The following is a 15,595-nucleotide window of genomic DNA, read 5'->3' on the forward strand; positions in this document are numbered from 1 at the left end:
TATGGAAATTGTAGATGCAAGAGGACAAGTTTGTCCAAGACCAATTATTATGACAAAAAATGTATTTGATGAATTAGAAGAAGGTACAGTTAAGACACAAGTTGACGACATGTACTGTGTTGAAAATTTACAAAAATACGCAAATGGTCAAGGTTTCGAATTCAGTTATGTAGAAACTGATTATGGCTTTGAAACTACTATTGTAAAAGAAAAAGGAGCAGAAAAGAAGGTTGAAGAAACTAACGGTAATTTAGTTTTAGCATTCTCAAGCGATAAAATGGGTGATGGAGATGAAAAATTAGGCAAATCACTTATTAAATCATACATTTATTCTGTAGCAGAAGCTGACGAAGTACCAAGTACATTATTATTCTTCAACTACGGAATACATTTGACAACTGAAGGCTCAGAAGTTATCGACGATTTAAAGAGAATCGAAGAAAAGGGTGCAAAGATTATGACTTGTGGCGCTTGTTTGGACTTCTACGACAGAAAAGAAAAACTTTTGATAGGCGAAGTTACTAACATGTATGTAATTTACGATACTTTATCAAAAGCAGACAGAAATGTAATTATAAGATAATGGAAAAAATATTACTAACTTTTACATCAGTTAATTTTACAATGATGACAGAAAGTAAACTTGTGAGTATGGGATACGATATTAAAACTATCCCTACTCCAAGGGAAATTTCTGAAAGCTGTGGATTGGCTATTATGTTGGATCCAGATAAAAAAGATGAGATGGTTGCATTGAAAAAAGAACTTCCAATCGCTAAGATATGGTCGTATCTTAAAGTAGATGGAGTAATTTTTGTAAATGAGGTAAAAGAATAATTCATGTTATTTCATATTGAAAAGTTCAATCAAATATTTTATAATTCTGCTGGTCAACTAAATTTGTTGGCCAAGATTTTATTATCCCTGCTAATTATCGTGCTTACGCAAATCGTCGTAAGCATTTTAACTAAAAGCTTCGATAAGTTATTAATGAAAAAGGGAAAATCTATTGAAGGCAGACAAATCACAGTTACCAAACTGTTGAACAATACCATCAAATATATAATTTATTTTTTCTGTGTAGTCCATGTACTAGATTTGTTTGGAGTAAAAACAGATAAGATATTGGCTACTGCTGGTATTGGTGGGGTTGCCATTGGTTTTGGTGCACAATTTATAATAAGAGATGTAATCAGTGGACTTGCGTTGATTCTTGAAAATCAATTCAAAGTCACGGACCATGTGATTATAAATGGAATTGAAGGTAACGTTCAAGAATTGGGACTTAGAGTTACAAAAATAAGAGGATTTGACGGAGCTATTCATTTGATTAGTAACGGTCAAATCAACACTGTGACTAATTTATCCAAAGAAAATCAAAGAATTGAAGTTAAAATGGAAGTTCCAATCAAGTACAGTTTGGATCAATATACTGAAATCATAGATGAAATTTCTAATGAATTGGTAGATGAGTATTCAGATATTGTAAAAAAACCAGAGCTAATAGGCGTTACAAAAATGGACAAAAACTCCATGACTATTACGATTTGGGGTAGTTGTAAACCAGAATCTCAATACTTGTATCAAAGAGAAATTATCAAAAAATTCATAGAAAAAGCAAAATCAAAATCAATGGATTTGAATTGTTATTTTGTAGCAGGTGATGAAGATGAAATATAAAGTAGATGATATTATAACATTAAAAAAAGGCCATCCTTGTGGAGAAAATAAATGGAAAATTCTGAGAACTGGAGCTGATATTAAATTAAAATGCTTGGGTTGCGATAAAATAGTGTGGCTTACCAGATTGGAATTCAACAAGAGAATCAGAAAAATTCAAGATAAAAATGGCAAATTTGTATCCATAGTTCATTATGAACCAGAAGATGGCGAATAAAAAACGATAGGAGAATTATGAATTACGTTGTAATACCAGCGTACAAACCAGATGAAAAACTAACAAAATTGGTGGAAAATTTAAACAAAAACCACCTCAATATAATTGTGGTTAAAGACGGTCCGTGCGAATATGATTTTTCAAAACTTAATAATATAGTTCTTCTTGAGCATCAAACAAATATGGGAAAAGGGGCTGCACTTAAAACTGCATTCAAATATTTGAAAGCACAACAAGCGTCAGGGACTGTGGTTACAAGTGATGCAGATGGACAACATTTGGTTAAAGATATTCTGAAATTAATAGATTACTCTGAGAAAAACAAGGATAAGTTGATACTGGGAGTTAGAGATTTGAAAAGAGGAATCCCTCTTAAATCTCTGTTAGGCAATACAATCACAAGATTTGTATTTTATTCTAGTTCATCGAAATACATCAAGGACACGCAAACGGGACTCAGAGCTTTTAATACATCTCAACTTGATAAAATGATAAGAATCGAAGGAGAAAGATACGAATACGAAATGAATATGCTTTACGAATTCGATTCTGAAAGCATAATGCAAGTTCCTATCGAAACTATTTATATAGAAAATAATGAAACAAGTCATTTTAATGCACTAAAAGATTCAGTCAAAATCTACAAAAGCATATTGAAATTTTCGGCGTCAAGTTATTTGAGTTTTTTGGTGGATTATTTTACTTTTTTATTGTTAGTTTACAAATTAGACGTACAAAGTTTGGTGTTGTCCAATATAATAGCAAGGGCAGTGTCAAGCACGTTTAACTTTTATGTGAATAACAAATACGTGTTCAAAAATAAAGATAAAATCCTAAAAAAATACATCAAATACGTGACATTAGTAGTGTTCATACTTGCTTTGAATACTATTGTGTTGAAAATTTTGTCAGGTTTAGGAATTAAAGTTTTTGTGGCAAAAATCATAACTGAAGCTTTGATGTTCATAGTAAGCTACAACATTCAAAAAAGAATAATATTCAAATAGCACTTTTAATAGAAAAAATTATAGAATTTTTAATAGAAGTGCTTTTTTAGTGCAAATCTTTAAAATTTTGTAGATTTTTTTGTATTAGGTTTGTTGTATAATAATCTTGAAAGGAGATTATTATGAAAAAAATTGGATATTTGTTATTTGCGATTATCATTTCATTATTAATGGTAAGTTGTGCGCAAAGTGACAAATCAAGAGTGTCTGATGAACTTAACTTAAAATTAGTTAAAGCAAATCAAATCATGAAATACGATGATCATGGAGCAATGGGAGATGGGACAAGATTTATAACATTTGAATTTGATAGCAACGATACATTGAATCGGATAAAACCGGATAGTAACTGGAAGAAATTTCCATTGGATAAAACAACGAAAACTTTGATGTATGGAGATGAAAAAACATCATCTTATGTGACGGATCATAATTCCAGATCGCTTTTTCCAGAAATTTCGGAAGGTTATTATATGTTAATTGACAGACAAGAAGACAAGAGTCAAAATATTTTAAAACGTTCATCTTTAAATTTTACACTTGCGGTCTACGATACAAAAACTAATACTTTGTATTTTGCAGAAATTGATACTTAAAATTGAACATATAATAAAAAATAGCAAACCATCTTAGGGACAATCCTCATACCAATGGTTTGCTATTTTTATTTTATTTCAGTAGTTTTTCGAATGCTATTCTCTCGTCTGTTTTTCTTATATAAACTATCCCACATTTCTGAAATCCGTTTTTCTCAATAAATCTTAGCATGGATTTGTTGTCTTTGTGAGTGTCCACTCTTATTGAATCGTAGTTTAGTTCTTTTAATTTATCTTCAAAGAAATCCAATAAATTTTTGGCTACATTTTGTGATTTGTAATCTGGATTTACTGCTATTCTATGAATTACTCCGTATTTTCCATCAACTAGCCATTTTCCATCGATGTTTTTGTAATCAGCATCTCCATCCAAAACCAACACAGCCATTCCTAAAACTTTTTTATCTATTTCTGCTACATATAATCTATTTTCTTTCAAATCAGTTAAGAAGACATCTTCATTAGGATAATTTTCGCTCCATTGATTTATTTTGTTTTCTTTCATATATATTTTGGCATTTTCTATTATTACCATTATATCAATCAAATCAGTTTTATTTGCGTGTCTAATAATCATTTGTCACCTCATTTTATATAAAATTTTATCATATTTCAAAAAGTATTTTAATATTAAAAAAATTTCGATATTTTTGTGTTAATTTTTATTGTAAATGTGTTATAATTTTATGTGGAAATCAGTTAAGGAGGCAACATATTGAAACCAAATATTTACTCTGAGATTGATAAGTTAAAATCTGTAATAGTTCACAGACCGGGAGAAGAATTAAACAATTTGACTCCTGATTTTATGGAAGAGCTATTGTTCGATGAACTTCCTTACTTGGAAAATGCTATCAGAGAACATGATTTTTTCTGTGAAACTATGCGTAATGAAGGTATTGAAGTATTATACCTAGAAGATTTGGCTGCAGAATCCATTAAACAAGATGACGTTAGAAAACAATTTATCGAAGATTTCCTTGAAGAATCGGGAAATAAATCCGCAGATGAAATCAATTTACTAAGAGATTTACTTACAAATATTTCAGATGAGAAAGAATTGATACTTAAAACTATGGCAGGAGTTAGATTAGATGAAATCGGTATTAACGACGAAAGCGGAAGACTTTTAGCTGTTAATCCAATGCCTAACTTGTATTTCACAAGAGACCCATTTTCTTTTGTGGGAAATTGTGTAAGTATCAACAGAATGTGGTCAGAAACTAGAAATAGGGAAACGCTTTATGCAAAATACATTTTCACTTATAATTCTAGATTCAACGATATTGAAAAGATCTACGATAGAACAGAAGACACTTCTATCGAAGGTGGAGATATTTTAATTTTAAACAGCGAATGTGTAGCTGTTGGTATTTCTCAAAGAACACAAAAAGAAAGTGTGGACAAATTCGCTAAGAATTTATTAGAAAAATCAGATTTTAAATTTGTTTTGTCTTTCAAAATTCCTAATAAAAGAGAATTTATGCACTTGGACACTGTGTTTACAATGATTGATAAGGGAATTTTTACGGTTCACCCACTAATCGAAGGACCTTTGTATGTTGAAAAGTTGTATCTTGAAGATAATACTTTACAAAGAGAAGTTCAAAAAGGTTCATTAGAAGAAATTTTATCTACAAATTTACACGTTGATAATGTAAAAATTATAAGATGTGGTGGAACTAATCCAATAGATCAAATGCGTGAACAATGGAATGACGGTTCAAATACTTTGGCGATTGCACCAAATACTGTTATTGTTTACGACAGAAACAATGTTACAAACAGCTTGCTACAAGAAGCTGATGTAAATATAAGAACTATTAAATCAGGCGAATTATCTAGAGGACGTGGGGGTCCAAGATGTATGAGTATGCCATTTGAAAGGGAGATGTAATTATGTTAAAAGGAAGAGATTTTTTAACTTTAAAAGATTTCACTAAAGAAGAAATCGAACATTTACTAAATGTAAGTGCTGCATTAAAAGAAAAGAAAAGAATGGGTATTGTAGGAGAAACTTTAAAGGGCAAAAACATTGTTTTGTTATTTGAAAAAACTTCTACTAGAACAAGATGTTCATTTGAAACAGCTTGCCACGATGAAGGTGGTAATGTAACATTCTTAGGTATGAATGATAGCCAATTTGGTAAGAAAGAATCTGTAAGAGACTCTGCTTTAGTATTATCAAGATTCTACGATGGTATCGAATTTAGAGGATTTGACCATGCAACTGTAGAAGAATTAGCAAAATATTCTTCAGTTCCAGTTTGGAATGGTTTAACTGATATTTATCATCCAACACAAATCTTAGCAGACTTTTTAACTGTAAAAGAAAACATCCACAAAAACTTAGACCAAGTTAAATTCGTTTATGTTGGTGATGGTAGAAATAACATGGCAAACTCTTTAATGATTGGAGCTGCTAAATTAGGTATGGAATTTGTAAATCTTGCACCAAAAGAATTACATCCATCAAACGAAATGATGAACTCTATTCAAGAAATTGCCAAAGAATCTGGTGCTAAAATCACAGTTACAGATGATTTCAATAGCCTAAAAGGTGCAGATGTAATCTACACTGACGTTTGGGTATCAATGGGTGAAGAAGCTCAATTCGAAGAAAGAATCAACTTGCTTAAAGATTACCAAGTAGATATGAAGAAAATCGAAATGACTGAAAATCCTAACGTAATTTTCTTACACTGCTTACCATCTTTCCACAACTTAGAAACTAAAGTTGGTCGTGAAATCCACGAAAAATTTGGCTTGTCAGAAATGGAAGTAACTGATGAAGTATTCTACAGCAAATATTCAAAAGTATTTGATGAAGCTGAAAACAGAATGCACACTATCAAAGCAGTTATGGTAGAAACAATCGGCAATAAATAAATTTTAGATTTTTGAGAGATAGCTTTTGGGTTATCTCTCATTTTTTATTGCAAAATATTGCAAAATTCTAAAATCTTTGATAAAATATCTTGTCATCGTCAATAGTTACGATTTGTCAAAAAACGTATATTATAACGAATTTTTGATATTATATAAGTAATGATACGAATGAGAGGTGAAATATGAAAAGTTTTTACAATAGAATATTGGATTACACTACAGATCAAAAATTTATTCTGTTGACCGCTATTGCAATGTTTATGCCGTTTTATATCGGAATCGGCGTTTTGATAGTGGATATGTTTTATTTTGTGTATCAAAATAAATTCAAGGAAATTTTTGACAAGACTAATCTGTCTGTGTTTGGATTGATCTTCGCTGTTTATTCATTAGTAGTTAGCATTGTGTTCAACAATACTTATGGAATACTTGCGACAGTCGGAATGTTTGTGCTTTTCGTATTTGTGCTCTTTATCAGGAAAAATATGACAGAACAATTTATGGAAGACTGTATGATAATTATAATGTTGTTTGCATCGTTTTGTTTTTTGATAACATTGACTCAGTATTCGATAATTTTGAAGAACAATTCATTCAACTACGCTCAATTTATGAAATACATCAGTGAGAATAGAACTACTGTTGGAACATTCTTTTTCAATGCAAATTATTATGCTATGGTTTGTTCTTTGGTTGGGATAATCAGTGCGTACAAATATTTTTCGACAGAATCATTTGAAAGATTATTTTCTCTTGTGGTTGGGGTTTTAAGCGTTTTAACTTTATTAATCACAGATTCAAGAGGAGCGATGTTTGCTAGTTTCATATCGGTGTTTGCTCTTACGATTATGATGAAAAAAAGAAAGTATACTATTGCGATTATTTCTTTATTTGTACTTGCTTTTGTTGGAATTGTTGCCGCTGGAAGAATGGATTTGATTCCAAGAATAGACAAAATTGGTTTTGATATGGGACTTAGAAAATCTATTTGGATTAGTGCTATTGAAGCTTTCAAGAAGAATTTTGTAATAGGAGTTGGGCCACTAGGAATACACAATATTTACGCTACAATAAGAAATCGTGCAATTCTTCATTCGCACAATTTGTATTTGGATATTTTGGTTAATTTTGGATTGATAGGAGCAGGATTGTTGGTTCCAATTATCTGTCAATTGTTCAAAGAAATCAAAAGCTTGTATTCAAAAAAATACACTAAAATGATTGTTTCAATGATAATTATGGTTATGATTCACAGTATGGTGGATGTTACAATATTTTGGACACAAACTTCGTTCATATTTTTAACATTTGTGGTAGGAGTTGGTGAATTATCAACTGTTCCAGTTACAGAATTAAGTTTGTTTAAGAATAAGAAATCTTTTAATACAAAAAATATTTACGAAAAATAAAACAAAAACTTCAAGATAGTTGGTAAAATTTGCCGACTATCTTTTTTACTTTAAAAAAAACCCAATATCAATTATAATAGTAAATAAGGAGGATTTTGAATGAGTTTTAAATTCTGTTCGTTATCTAGCGGTTCAAGTGGAAATAGCGAATATATAGAGACAGAACACTCCAAAATATTAATCGATGCAGGTTTTAGTGGTAAAACTATTGAAAACCTACTTAAATATATAAATGTAGACCCAAGTAAATTAGATGCAATCTTTGTGACTCATGAACATGCAGACCACATTAAAGGAATTGGCGTGTTGAGTAGAAGATACGATTTGCCAATTATCGCAAATACTGAAACTTGGTATGCAATGGATAACAAAATTGGAAAAATAAATGATAAAAATATTTATATCTTCGAAAATAATAGACACATTAATTTCAAAGATTTGGATATTTTACCAATTAAAACTAGTCACGATAGCGCAAATAGTTGTGGTTATGTGATTAGCAAGGACGACAAGAAAATTTCTTTAGTTACTGATACTGGAATTATCGAAGATAGCGTGTATGAAGAAATTAAAGATTCGAATCTTTTTTTTATTGAAGCAAATCACGATGTCGATATGCTAAAGTACGGAAGCTATCCTCCGGCGTTAAAACAAAGAATATTGTCAGATTACGGACATTTGTCCAATGATTCGTGTGCGTACTTATTGGGAGATATTCTAAGAGGAAATCACGAAGTTATTCAATTAGCGCATTTGAGTAAGGAGAATAATACTCCAAGAAAAGCACTAAGTACTGTTGAAGATTATTTGAGGAGTTTGGGACTTGATGTTGGAGAAGCTGTGAGTTTAGAAGTAGCTGAAAGATATAGCCCTAGTAACATAGTAGATTTAGAAAAAATGGAGATATATGCAAAGAACTGTACAAGAAGTTGAAAGAGCAATTATAAAAAAATATAGAAAACACATTTGGTCGAAGTTTATAAAGGCCATAAAAGAATATGATTTGATTCAAGATGGAGACAAAATAGCCGTGTGTATGAGTGGTGGCAAGGATAGTCTGCTTCTTGCAAAATTATTTCAAGAACTTCAAAAGCATGGAATGAATAATTTTGACCTTGAATTTATAGCGATGAATCCAGGATATAGCGAAGAAAACACTAGACTTGAAAAAGAAAATTTTGAGAAACTTAACATTCCTTATCACATGTATGATACCGATGTATTTAGTGTTAGTGAGAAAATTTCATCTAACAATCCATGCTATATGTGTGCGAGAATGAGAAGAGGTGCGCTTTACTCCAAAGCAAAAGAGCTTGGTTGCAATAAAATGGCGTTGGGACATCACTTTGATGATGTGATTGAAACTATTTTATTGAATGTTTTGTGTTCTGGAAATTATAAAACTATGATGCCAAAGCTTCACTCTAATAACTTTGAAGGGATTGAACTTATCAGACCAATGTATTTAATTAGAGAAGAATCTGTAAAAAGTTGGTTAAATTATTCGGGATTAAAAGCTTTAGACTGCGCTTGTTCTGTAACTAAGAAAACAGAAGGATCAATGAGGAAACAAATCAAACTTTTGATTGCAGAATTGTCGGATAGAGGATTTACAAATGTAGAAAATTCTATATTTAAATCCAGTGAAAATGTTGATGTATCCAGAATTCTTGGGTATGAATATAATGGAGAAAAGTATAACTTTTTGGATACTTACGGTGAAAATGATTTATAATTGTTAATTTATAGGAGGAAATATGGGAACAGAACCAATTAAAATCCAAGAAAATTTATATTACTTGGGTGTAAATGACAGACAAACAGAATATTTTGAAAACATGTGGCCATTGCCTTATGGAGTAGCTTACAATTCTTACTTACTTACAGGCGAAAAAACTTGCTTGATGGATACTGTAAAAGTCAGCAAAAGTGATGAATTTGTCGATAGCGTTAAAGCTATTTTAAAAGATAGAAAATTAGATTATTTGGTAATTCATCACATAGAACCAGATCATTCAGGTTCAATTCCACAAATTTTAGACCTTTATCCAGATTTAAAAATCGTAGGAAACAAGAAAACAAGATCAATGTTAAATGATTATTTTGAAATTGATTCTGACCATTTTATCGAAGTTGGAGAAGGCGACGAATTAGATTTAGGAGATAGAAAACTAACATTCTATTTAACAGCAATGGTTCACTGGCCAGAATCAATGGTTAGTTACGATGCTGAAAATAAGATTTTATTCTCACAAGATATTTTCGGTGGATTTGGAACTAATGACGGAGCAATATTTGATGACGAATTAGATTACGAAGTTAGAAGAACAGAATTCAGAAGATATTACACAAATATCGTTGGAAAGTATTCACAAATGGCTGTACGTGCTATTAATAAATTATCTTCACTTGAAATCAAAACAATTTGTCCTGTTCATGGTTGTATTTGGAGAAAACAACCTTCAAAAATCGTTGAAGATTATACAAAATGGGCAACTTATGAAGTAAATGAAGGAGTTGTAATAGCTTATGCATCAATGTATGGAAATACTGAATTGATGGCAGACCAATTGGCTAGATACTTAGCAGCTGAAGGTGTTAGAAACATTGAAGTATTTGATGTAAGTAAAACTCATGAATCGTATATACTTTCTAATTGCTGGGAAAAGAAATCATTAGTATTAGGTTCTTGCACATATAACAACACTGTATATCCTGTGATGAGCAATTTATTGAACGTATTGAAAATGCAAAAATTAAAAAATCATGTAGTTTCTGTATTTGGATCTTACGGATGGAGCGGTGGCGCTGTCAAAAATCTAAAACAATTTGTTGAAGAAGGAAACTTTGAAACAACAGAAACTGTTGTAGAAGCTAAAGGTCGTATGAAAGATGAAGACGATCAAGGTCTAAAACAAATGGCAAAAGAAATTGCAGCGAAAATTAAATAATAAACTTCAGAGCCAGTCATTAATTTGATTGGTTCTATTTTTTTAGCTTATAAAATGTGTTAAATTAATAATAATTATCAAAAAAACCAAAAAAATGATTTTTGGTGTTATTATTGAACAAATATGGGTATAAATAGCTTAGTGGTTATTAGGATAATAGCTAATAAATAAATTTGGAGGTAATGATTATGGCTACAGATGTAGAAATTGCTCAAAAAGCGAAATTAGAAAAAATCAGTGTTATCGCTGAAAAAATGGGATTAACAGAAGAAGATTACGAACAATATGGTAGATATAAGGCAAAATTAGATTTAAATCTTTTTGAAAAAAACAAAGACAAAAAAGATGGTAAATTAATTTTGATGACAAGTATTAACCCAACTCCAACAGGAGAAGGTAAAACAACTATGAATGTTGGTTTGGCAATGGGACTTAATAAAATTGGCAAAAATGCTATCTCAGTTTTAAGAGAACCATCATTAGGACCAAACTTTGGTATGAAAGGTGGAGCAGCTGGTGGTGGATATGCACAAGTAGTTCCAATGGATGAAATCAACATGCACTTCACAGGTGACTTCCACGCAATCACTACTGCAAACAACTTAATTTGCGCAATGATGGATAACCACATTCACCAAGGTAATGCGTTAAACATCGATCCAAAACAAATCTTAATTAAAAGATGTATGGACATGAATGAACGTGAATTAAGAGATATAATCATTGGCGTTGGCTCAAAAGGTAACGGAGTTATGCGTCAAGATGGTTTCGAAATAACTGTTGCAAGTGAAATCATGGCTATTTTATGTCTTGCAAAAGATTTGAAAGACTTAAAAGAAAGAGTTGGAAACATTCTTATAGCTTTTGATAAAGAAGGTAAACCAGTTTACGCAAAAGACGTTAAAGCTGATGGTGCTGTAGCATTAATCATGAAAGAAGCTATCAAGCCAAACTTAGTTCAAACATTAGAACATACTCCAGCAATTATTCATGGTGGACCATTTGCCAACATTGCACACGGATGTAACTCTGTAATAGCTACAAAATTAGGATTAAAGCTTGGAGATTATGTTGTTACAGAAGCAGGTTTCGGTGCTGACTTAGGAGCCGAAAAATTCTTCGATATCAAATGTAGAAACGACTTACATCCAAATATGGTATGTATCGTAGCTACAATCAAAGCATTAAAACATCACGGGGAAGCAGAAGATTACAAAGTTGAAAATGTAGAAGCTTTAGAAAAAGGATATGCTAACCTTAAACGTCATATCGAAAACATGAAGAAATACAAAGTTCCAGTAGTAGTAGCAATCAATAGATTCGCAAATGATACTGATGCTGAAATTAAGAAATTAACTGAATTGGTTGAAGCAGACGGAACAAGAGCTATTTTCTGTGATGTATGGGCTAAAGGTGGCGAAGGTGCAAAAGAATTAGCAGAATACGTTGTTGAAAATACAAAAGAAGAAAACGAATTTGAATTCTTATATGACCTTGAATTACCAATCAAAGAAAAAATCGAAAAGATTGCAAAAGAAATCTACAGAGCTGACGGCGTAGAATTTAGTGCAAAAGCTAAGAAGAAATTAAAACAAATCAAAGAATTAGGATTAGACAATTATCCAGTATGTATGGCTAAGACTCAATACTCATTCTCTGATAATAAAAAATTAATCGGAGCTCCAACTGGATTTACAATCACAGTAAGTGATTTCAAAATCTCAAGAGGCGCTGGATTTGTTGTTGCACTATTAGGTTCTGTAATGACAATGCCAGGTTTACCAAAAGTACCTTCAGCAGAAAACTGTGATGTTTTAGATGATGGTACAGTTGTAGGATTATTCTAGAAGAAAATTTAAAGCCTGAATTTGTGTAAATTTATTATGATTTATAAAAATTTTCTATAAATTCAGGCTTATTTATTATCAGAATTAATAAATTTTGTTACAAATACTAATAACTTTTATGGTACAATAGTTATGAAAAGGATTATAAGTAAAAGGAGATGCTTATGAGTACAAAAAAAACTCCTCTATATGAGGAACACAAAAAATTAGGTGGAAAAGTTGTTGACTTCGCTGGTTTTTATTTACCAGTTGATTATGAAGGATTACAACAAGAACACGAAGCAGTAAGAAACAACGTTGGTTTATTTGATGTAAGCCATATGGGTGAATTTACTGTAAAAGGCAAAGACGCTTTAAAATTTATAAACTATGTTTGCACTAATGATTACACTAAATGTGCAGATGGTCAAATCCAATATTCTTTATTATTACATGAAGATGGTGGAATGGTTGATGACTTATTAGTTTACAAAAATAACGATGAAGACTTTTTAATGGTTCCTAACGCAGCCAACACTGAAAAGGACTTCAAACATATCTCTAAATATGTAGATAAGTTCGATGTTGAACTTAAAAACATCAGCGACTCTGTTGCAGAAATCGCTATTCAAGGTCCTAAGGCTGAAGAATTATTACAAAGATTAGTTGAATTTGATCTTTCAAAAATTGAATACTATCATTTTGTAAAAGACATTAAATACAAAGAATATGATGTATTAATTTCTAGAACTGGTTATACTGGTGAAGATGGATTCGAAGTTTATGCAACTGCAGAAGCAATTGTAGACTTATGGAATGAATTATTAGAAAAAGGAAAAGACTTAGGTGTTAAACCATGTGGTCTTGGATGTAGAGATACATTGAGATTTGAAGCAGCAATGCCTTTATATGGAAATGAACTTGCAGATGAAGTATCTCCATTAGAAGTTGGCTTGAAATTTGCAGTTAAAATGGACAAAGACGACTTCGTTGGTAAAGCTAAAACTCAAGAAAAAGTTGATGCTGGAATCGACAAGAAACTTATTGGTATCGAAATGCAAAGCAAACGTATTGCAAGACAAGGTGCTGAAGTTCAAAAAGATGGCAAAACTATCGGTAAAGTAACTACAGGATACCTTTCACCAACATTGGGCGTATGTTTAGCAAATGCATTTGTAGATAAATCAGCTGTAGCATTAGGTGATGAAGTTGATGTTGTTATCAGAAATAAACCAGCTAAAGCAACAGTTGTTAAAAGAAAATTTTTGGATAGAAAATAGGGGGAAAAGAAAATGGCAGAAGTAGCAAAAGATTTATTGTACACAAAAGATCATGAATGGATTAAAGTAGACGGAGACGTTTATGAAATTGGTCTTGCAGATTATGCACAAGACAGTTTAGGAGACATCGTATACGTTGAATTACCAGATGTTGATGATGAAATTGATGCAGAAGAATCTGTAGCAAGTGTTGAATCTGTAAAAGCAGCATCAGAAGTTTACACTCCATTTGCTTGTACAATTGTAGAAGCTAATGAAGAATTAGATGATGAACCAGGTAACATCAATAAAGCTCCATACGAAAGCTGGATTGCTAAGGTTAAATTCGAAGACTTCGATGAATCTAAATTAATGACTGCTGATGAATACGAAAAATTCTTAGGAGAATTATAATGTATCCATACATCTCAATTACTGATCAAGAAATTGAGGAAATGCTAAAAACAATTGGCATTTCCTCTACTGATGAACTATATTCAGATATTCCTGAAAATGTTCAATTCAAAGGAGAACTTAACATACCAAAAGCAAAAAGTGAAGTTGAAGTTAGAAGATATTTCGACGAAATTTTTGCTAAGAACACATCTACTGATGATAAGGTTTGTTTCCTAGGTGGTGGAGCTTATGATAGATATGTTCCTTCTGTTATTCCAGCAATGGCAAGCAGAAGTGAATTCTACACTTCATATACACCATACCAACCAGAAATAAGCCAAGGTACTCTTTCCTATATTTTTGAATATCAAACAATGATGGCAAACCTTACTGGTATGCCAATATCAAACGCTTCTTTATACGATGGAGGAACAGCTATCACAGAAGCAGCTTTGATGACTATCCAAAAGTCCAAAAAATCAAAAATTCTATGCGCTAATACAGTTAGTCCTTCAGCAAAAGAAATATTGTTGACTTATTGTCACGATAGAAAAGTTGAAGTAGAATTTATCCCAATGAAAGATTTACTAACAGATATGGACGAATTGGAAAAAATGATGACTGACGAAGTAGGTACAGTTATCGTTCAATCTCCAAACTATTACGGATATATCGAAGATGTTAAAAAATATGAAGAGTTAACTCACTCTATCAAGAAAAACTACTTGATAATGTCAGCAGATCCTATGAGTTTAGGTTTGTTAAAAAAACCAGCTGAATATAATGTTGACGTTGTTGTAGGTGAAGCTCAACAATTCGGAGTAAACTTACAATATGGTGGACCTTATTTAGGATATATGTGTTTTACTGATGAATTTGTTAGAAAATTCCCTGGCCGTGTAGTAGGACAAACTACTGACGAAGACGGTAAGAGATCATTTGTTTTAACACTTTCAGCAAGAGAACAACACATTAAACGTGATAGAGCAACTTCAAATATCTGTTCAAACCAAGGTGTTAACTTACTTGCAGCAAGTATTTATTTATCACTTTTAGGTAAAGCTGGTATTAAAGAAGTAGCAACTCAATCATTACAAAAAGCTCACTATCTATTTGAAGAATTGAAGAAAATAGACAAAGTTAAAGTTCTTAGTGAAAAACCATTCTTTGATGAATTCACTATCGGTTTTGACAAAGACACTGAAGAAGTTAAGAAAGCATTATTTGATAAAGGATTCTTAGCTGGAATTAGCATTAAAGAAGCTACAGATGGATGTGGCAATGGTTTAATTATTGCTGTAACAGAAAAGAGAACAAAAGAAGAAATGGACAATTTTGTAGCAGCAGTTAAGGAGGTATTATAAT

The 15,595-nt window shown here is 31.5% G+C and carries 17 protein-coding genes; 16 read left to right on the forward strand and 1 reads right to left on the reverse strand.

Annotated features, from left to right (window positions below; genetic code table 11):
* The first annotated feature begins 1 nt into the window (after position 1).
* From yedF to GKG01_RS07165, 6 genes are all read left to right on the forward strand, one after another.
* Positions 2–583, forward strand: a complete 582-nt coding sequence (gene yedF, locus GKG01_RS07140) for a sulfurtransferase-like selenium metabolism protein YedF (protein WP_094205400.1) — start codon at positions 2–4, stop codon at positions 581–583.
* Positions 583–837, forward strand: coding sequence for a DUF3343 domain-containing protein (locus GKG01_RS07145; protein ID WP_154271942.1), 255 nt, complete (start codon positions 583–585; stop codon positions 835–837). The genes yedF and GKG01_RS07145 overlap by 1 nt, the downstream gene beginning before the upstream one ends.
* A 3-nt stretch (positions 838–840) precedes the next feature.
* Positions 841–1,680, forward strand: coding sequence for a mechanosensitive ion channel domain-containing protein (locus GKG01_RS07150; protein ID WP_154271943.1), 840 nt, complete (start codon positions 841–843; stop codon positions 1,678–1,680).
* Positions 1,664–1,897 carry a DUF951 domain-containing protein gene (locus tag GKG01_RS07155; protein ID WP_154271944.1) on the forward strand — a complete coding sequence of 78 codons (234 nt, stop codon included), beginning with the start codon at positions 1,664–1,666 and terminating at the stop codon, positions 1,895–1,897. Before GKG01_RS07150 ends, GKG01_RS07155 begins: the two co-directional genes overlap by 17 nt.
* A 17-nt stretch (positions 1,898–1,914) precedes the next feature.
* Complete coding sequence (locus GKG01_RS07160) at positions 1,915–2,904, forward strand: bifunctional glycosyltransferase family 2/GtrA family protein (protein ID WP_154271945.1); 990 nt, start codon at positions 1,915–1,917, stop codon at positions 2,902–2,904.
* 122 nt (positions 2,905–3,026) lie between these two features.
* Entirely contained in the window at positions 3,027–3,500 is a 474-nt protein-coding gene (locus GKG01_RS07165) for a hypothetical protein (RefSeq protein WP_154271946.1), read from the forward strand.
* 73 nt (positions 3,501–3,573) lie between these two features.
* Here GKG01_RS07165 and GKG01_RS07170 read toward each other — a convergent pair whose 3' ends face one another.
* Positions 3,574–4,077 (reverse strand): GNAT family N-acetyltransferase, encoded by a 504-nt coding sequence (locus tag GKG01_RS07170; protein WP_154271947.1) that lies wholly within the window; start codon positions 4,075–4,077, stop codon positions 3,574–3,576.
* 138 nt (positions 4,078–4,215) lie between these two features.
* Between GKG01_RS07170 and GKG01_RS07175 the strand changes: the two genes are divergently transcribed.
* From GKG01_RS07175 to gcvPA, 10 genes are all read left to right on the forward strand, one after another.
* Positions 4,216–5,397 carry an arginine deiminase gene (locus GKG01_RS07175; RefSeq protein WP_094203393.1) on the forward strand — a complete coding sequence of 394 codons (1,182 nt, stop codon included), beginning with the start codon at positions 4,216–4,218 and terminating at the stop codon, positions 5,395–5,397.
* A 2-nt stretch (positions 5,398–5,399) separates the two neighbouring features.
* Positions 5,400–6,389: an ornithine carbamoyltransferase gene (gene argF, locus GKG01_RS07180; protein ID WP_154271948.1), complete on the forward strand. Its 990-nt coding sequence runs from the start codon at positions 5,400–5,402 to the stop codon at positions 6,387–6,389.
* A 182-nt stretch (positions 6,390–6,571) separates the two neighbouring features.
* On the forward strand, positions 6,572–7,798 hold the full coding sequence (locus GKG01_RS07185; protein WP_154271949.1) for an O-antigen ligase family protein: 1,227 nt from the start codon (positions 6,572–6,574) through the stop codon (positions 7,796–7,798).
* A gap of 99 nt (positions 7,799–7,897) precedes the next feature.
* Complete coding sequence (locus tag GKG01_RS07190; RefSeq protein WP_154271950.1) at positions 7,898–8,731, forward strand: MBL fold metallo-hydrolase; 834 nt, start codon at positions 7,898–7,900, stop codon at positions 8,729–8,731.
* Positions 8,706–9,533 carry an ATP-binding protein gene (locus tag GKG01_RS07195; RefSeq protein WP_094203397.1) on the forward strand — a complete coding sequence of 276 codons (828 nt, stop codon included), beginning with the start codon at positions 8,706–8,708 and terminating at the stop codon, positions 9,531–9,533. The genes GKG01_RS07190 and GKG01_RS07195 overlap by 26 nt, the downstream gene beginning before the upstream one ends.
* Positions 9,534–9,555: 22 nt before the next feature.
* Positions 9,556–10,749, forward strand: coding sequence for an FprA family A-type flavoprotein (locus GKG01_RS07200; protein WP_154271951.1), 1,194 nt, complete (start codon positions 9,556–9,558; stop codon positions 10,747–10,749).
* 182 nt (positions 10,750–10,931) lie between these two features.
* The gene (locus GKG01_RS07205) at positions 10,932–12,596 is read left to right on the forward strand and encodes a formate--tetrahydrofolate ligase (RefSeq protein ID WP_256369395.1); all 1,665 of its coding nucleotides are present in this window, start codon (positions 10,932–10,934) and stop codon (positions 12,594–12,596) included.
* A gap of 158 nt (positions 12,597–12,754) precedes the next feature.
* The gene (gcvT, locus tag GKG01_RS07210; RefSeq protein ID WP_094224482.1) at positions 12,755–13,855 is read left to right on the forward strand and encodes a glycine cleavage system aminomethyltransferase GcvT; all 1,101 of its coding nucleotides are present in this window, start codon (positions 12,755–12,757) and stop codon (positions 13,853–13,855) included.
* Positions 13,856–13,867: 12 nt separating this feature from the next.
* The gene (gene gcvH, locus GKG01_RS07215) at positions 13,868–14,248 is read left to right on the forward strand and encodes a glycine cleavage system protein GcvH (RefSeq protein ID WP_002835405.1); all 381 of its coding nucleotides are present in this window, start codon (positions 13,868–13,870) and stop codon (positions 14,246–14,248) included.
* Positions 14,248–15,594 carry an aminomethyl-transferring glycine dehydrogenase subunit GcvPA gene (gene gcvPA, locus GKG01_RS07220; RefSeq protein WP_110058517.1) on the forward strand — a complete coding sequence of 449 codons (1,347 nt, stop codon included), beginning with the start codon at positions 14,248–14,250 and terminating at the stop codon, positions 15,592–15,594. The genes gcvH and gcvPA overlap by 1 nt, the downstream gene beginning before the upstream one ends.
* Position 15,595: the final 1 nt, after the last annotated feature.

Source organism: Finegoldia sp. BIOML-A4 (genome assembly GCF_009679635.1).
GTDB classification, from domain to species: domain Bacteria; phylum Bacillota; class Clostridia; order Tissierellales; family Peptoniphilaceae; genus Finegoldia; species Finegoldia magna.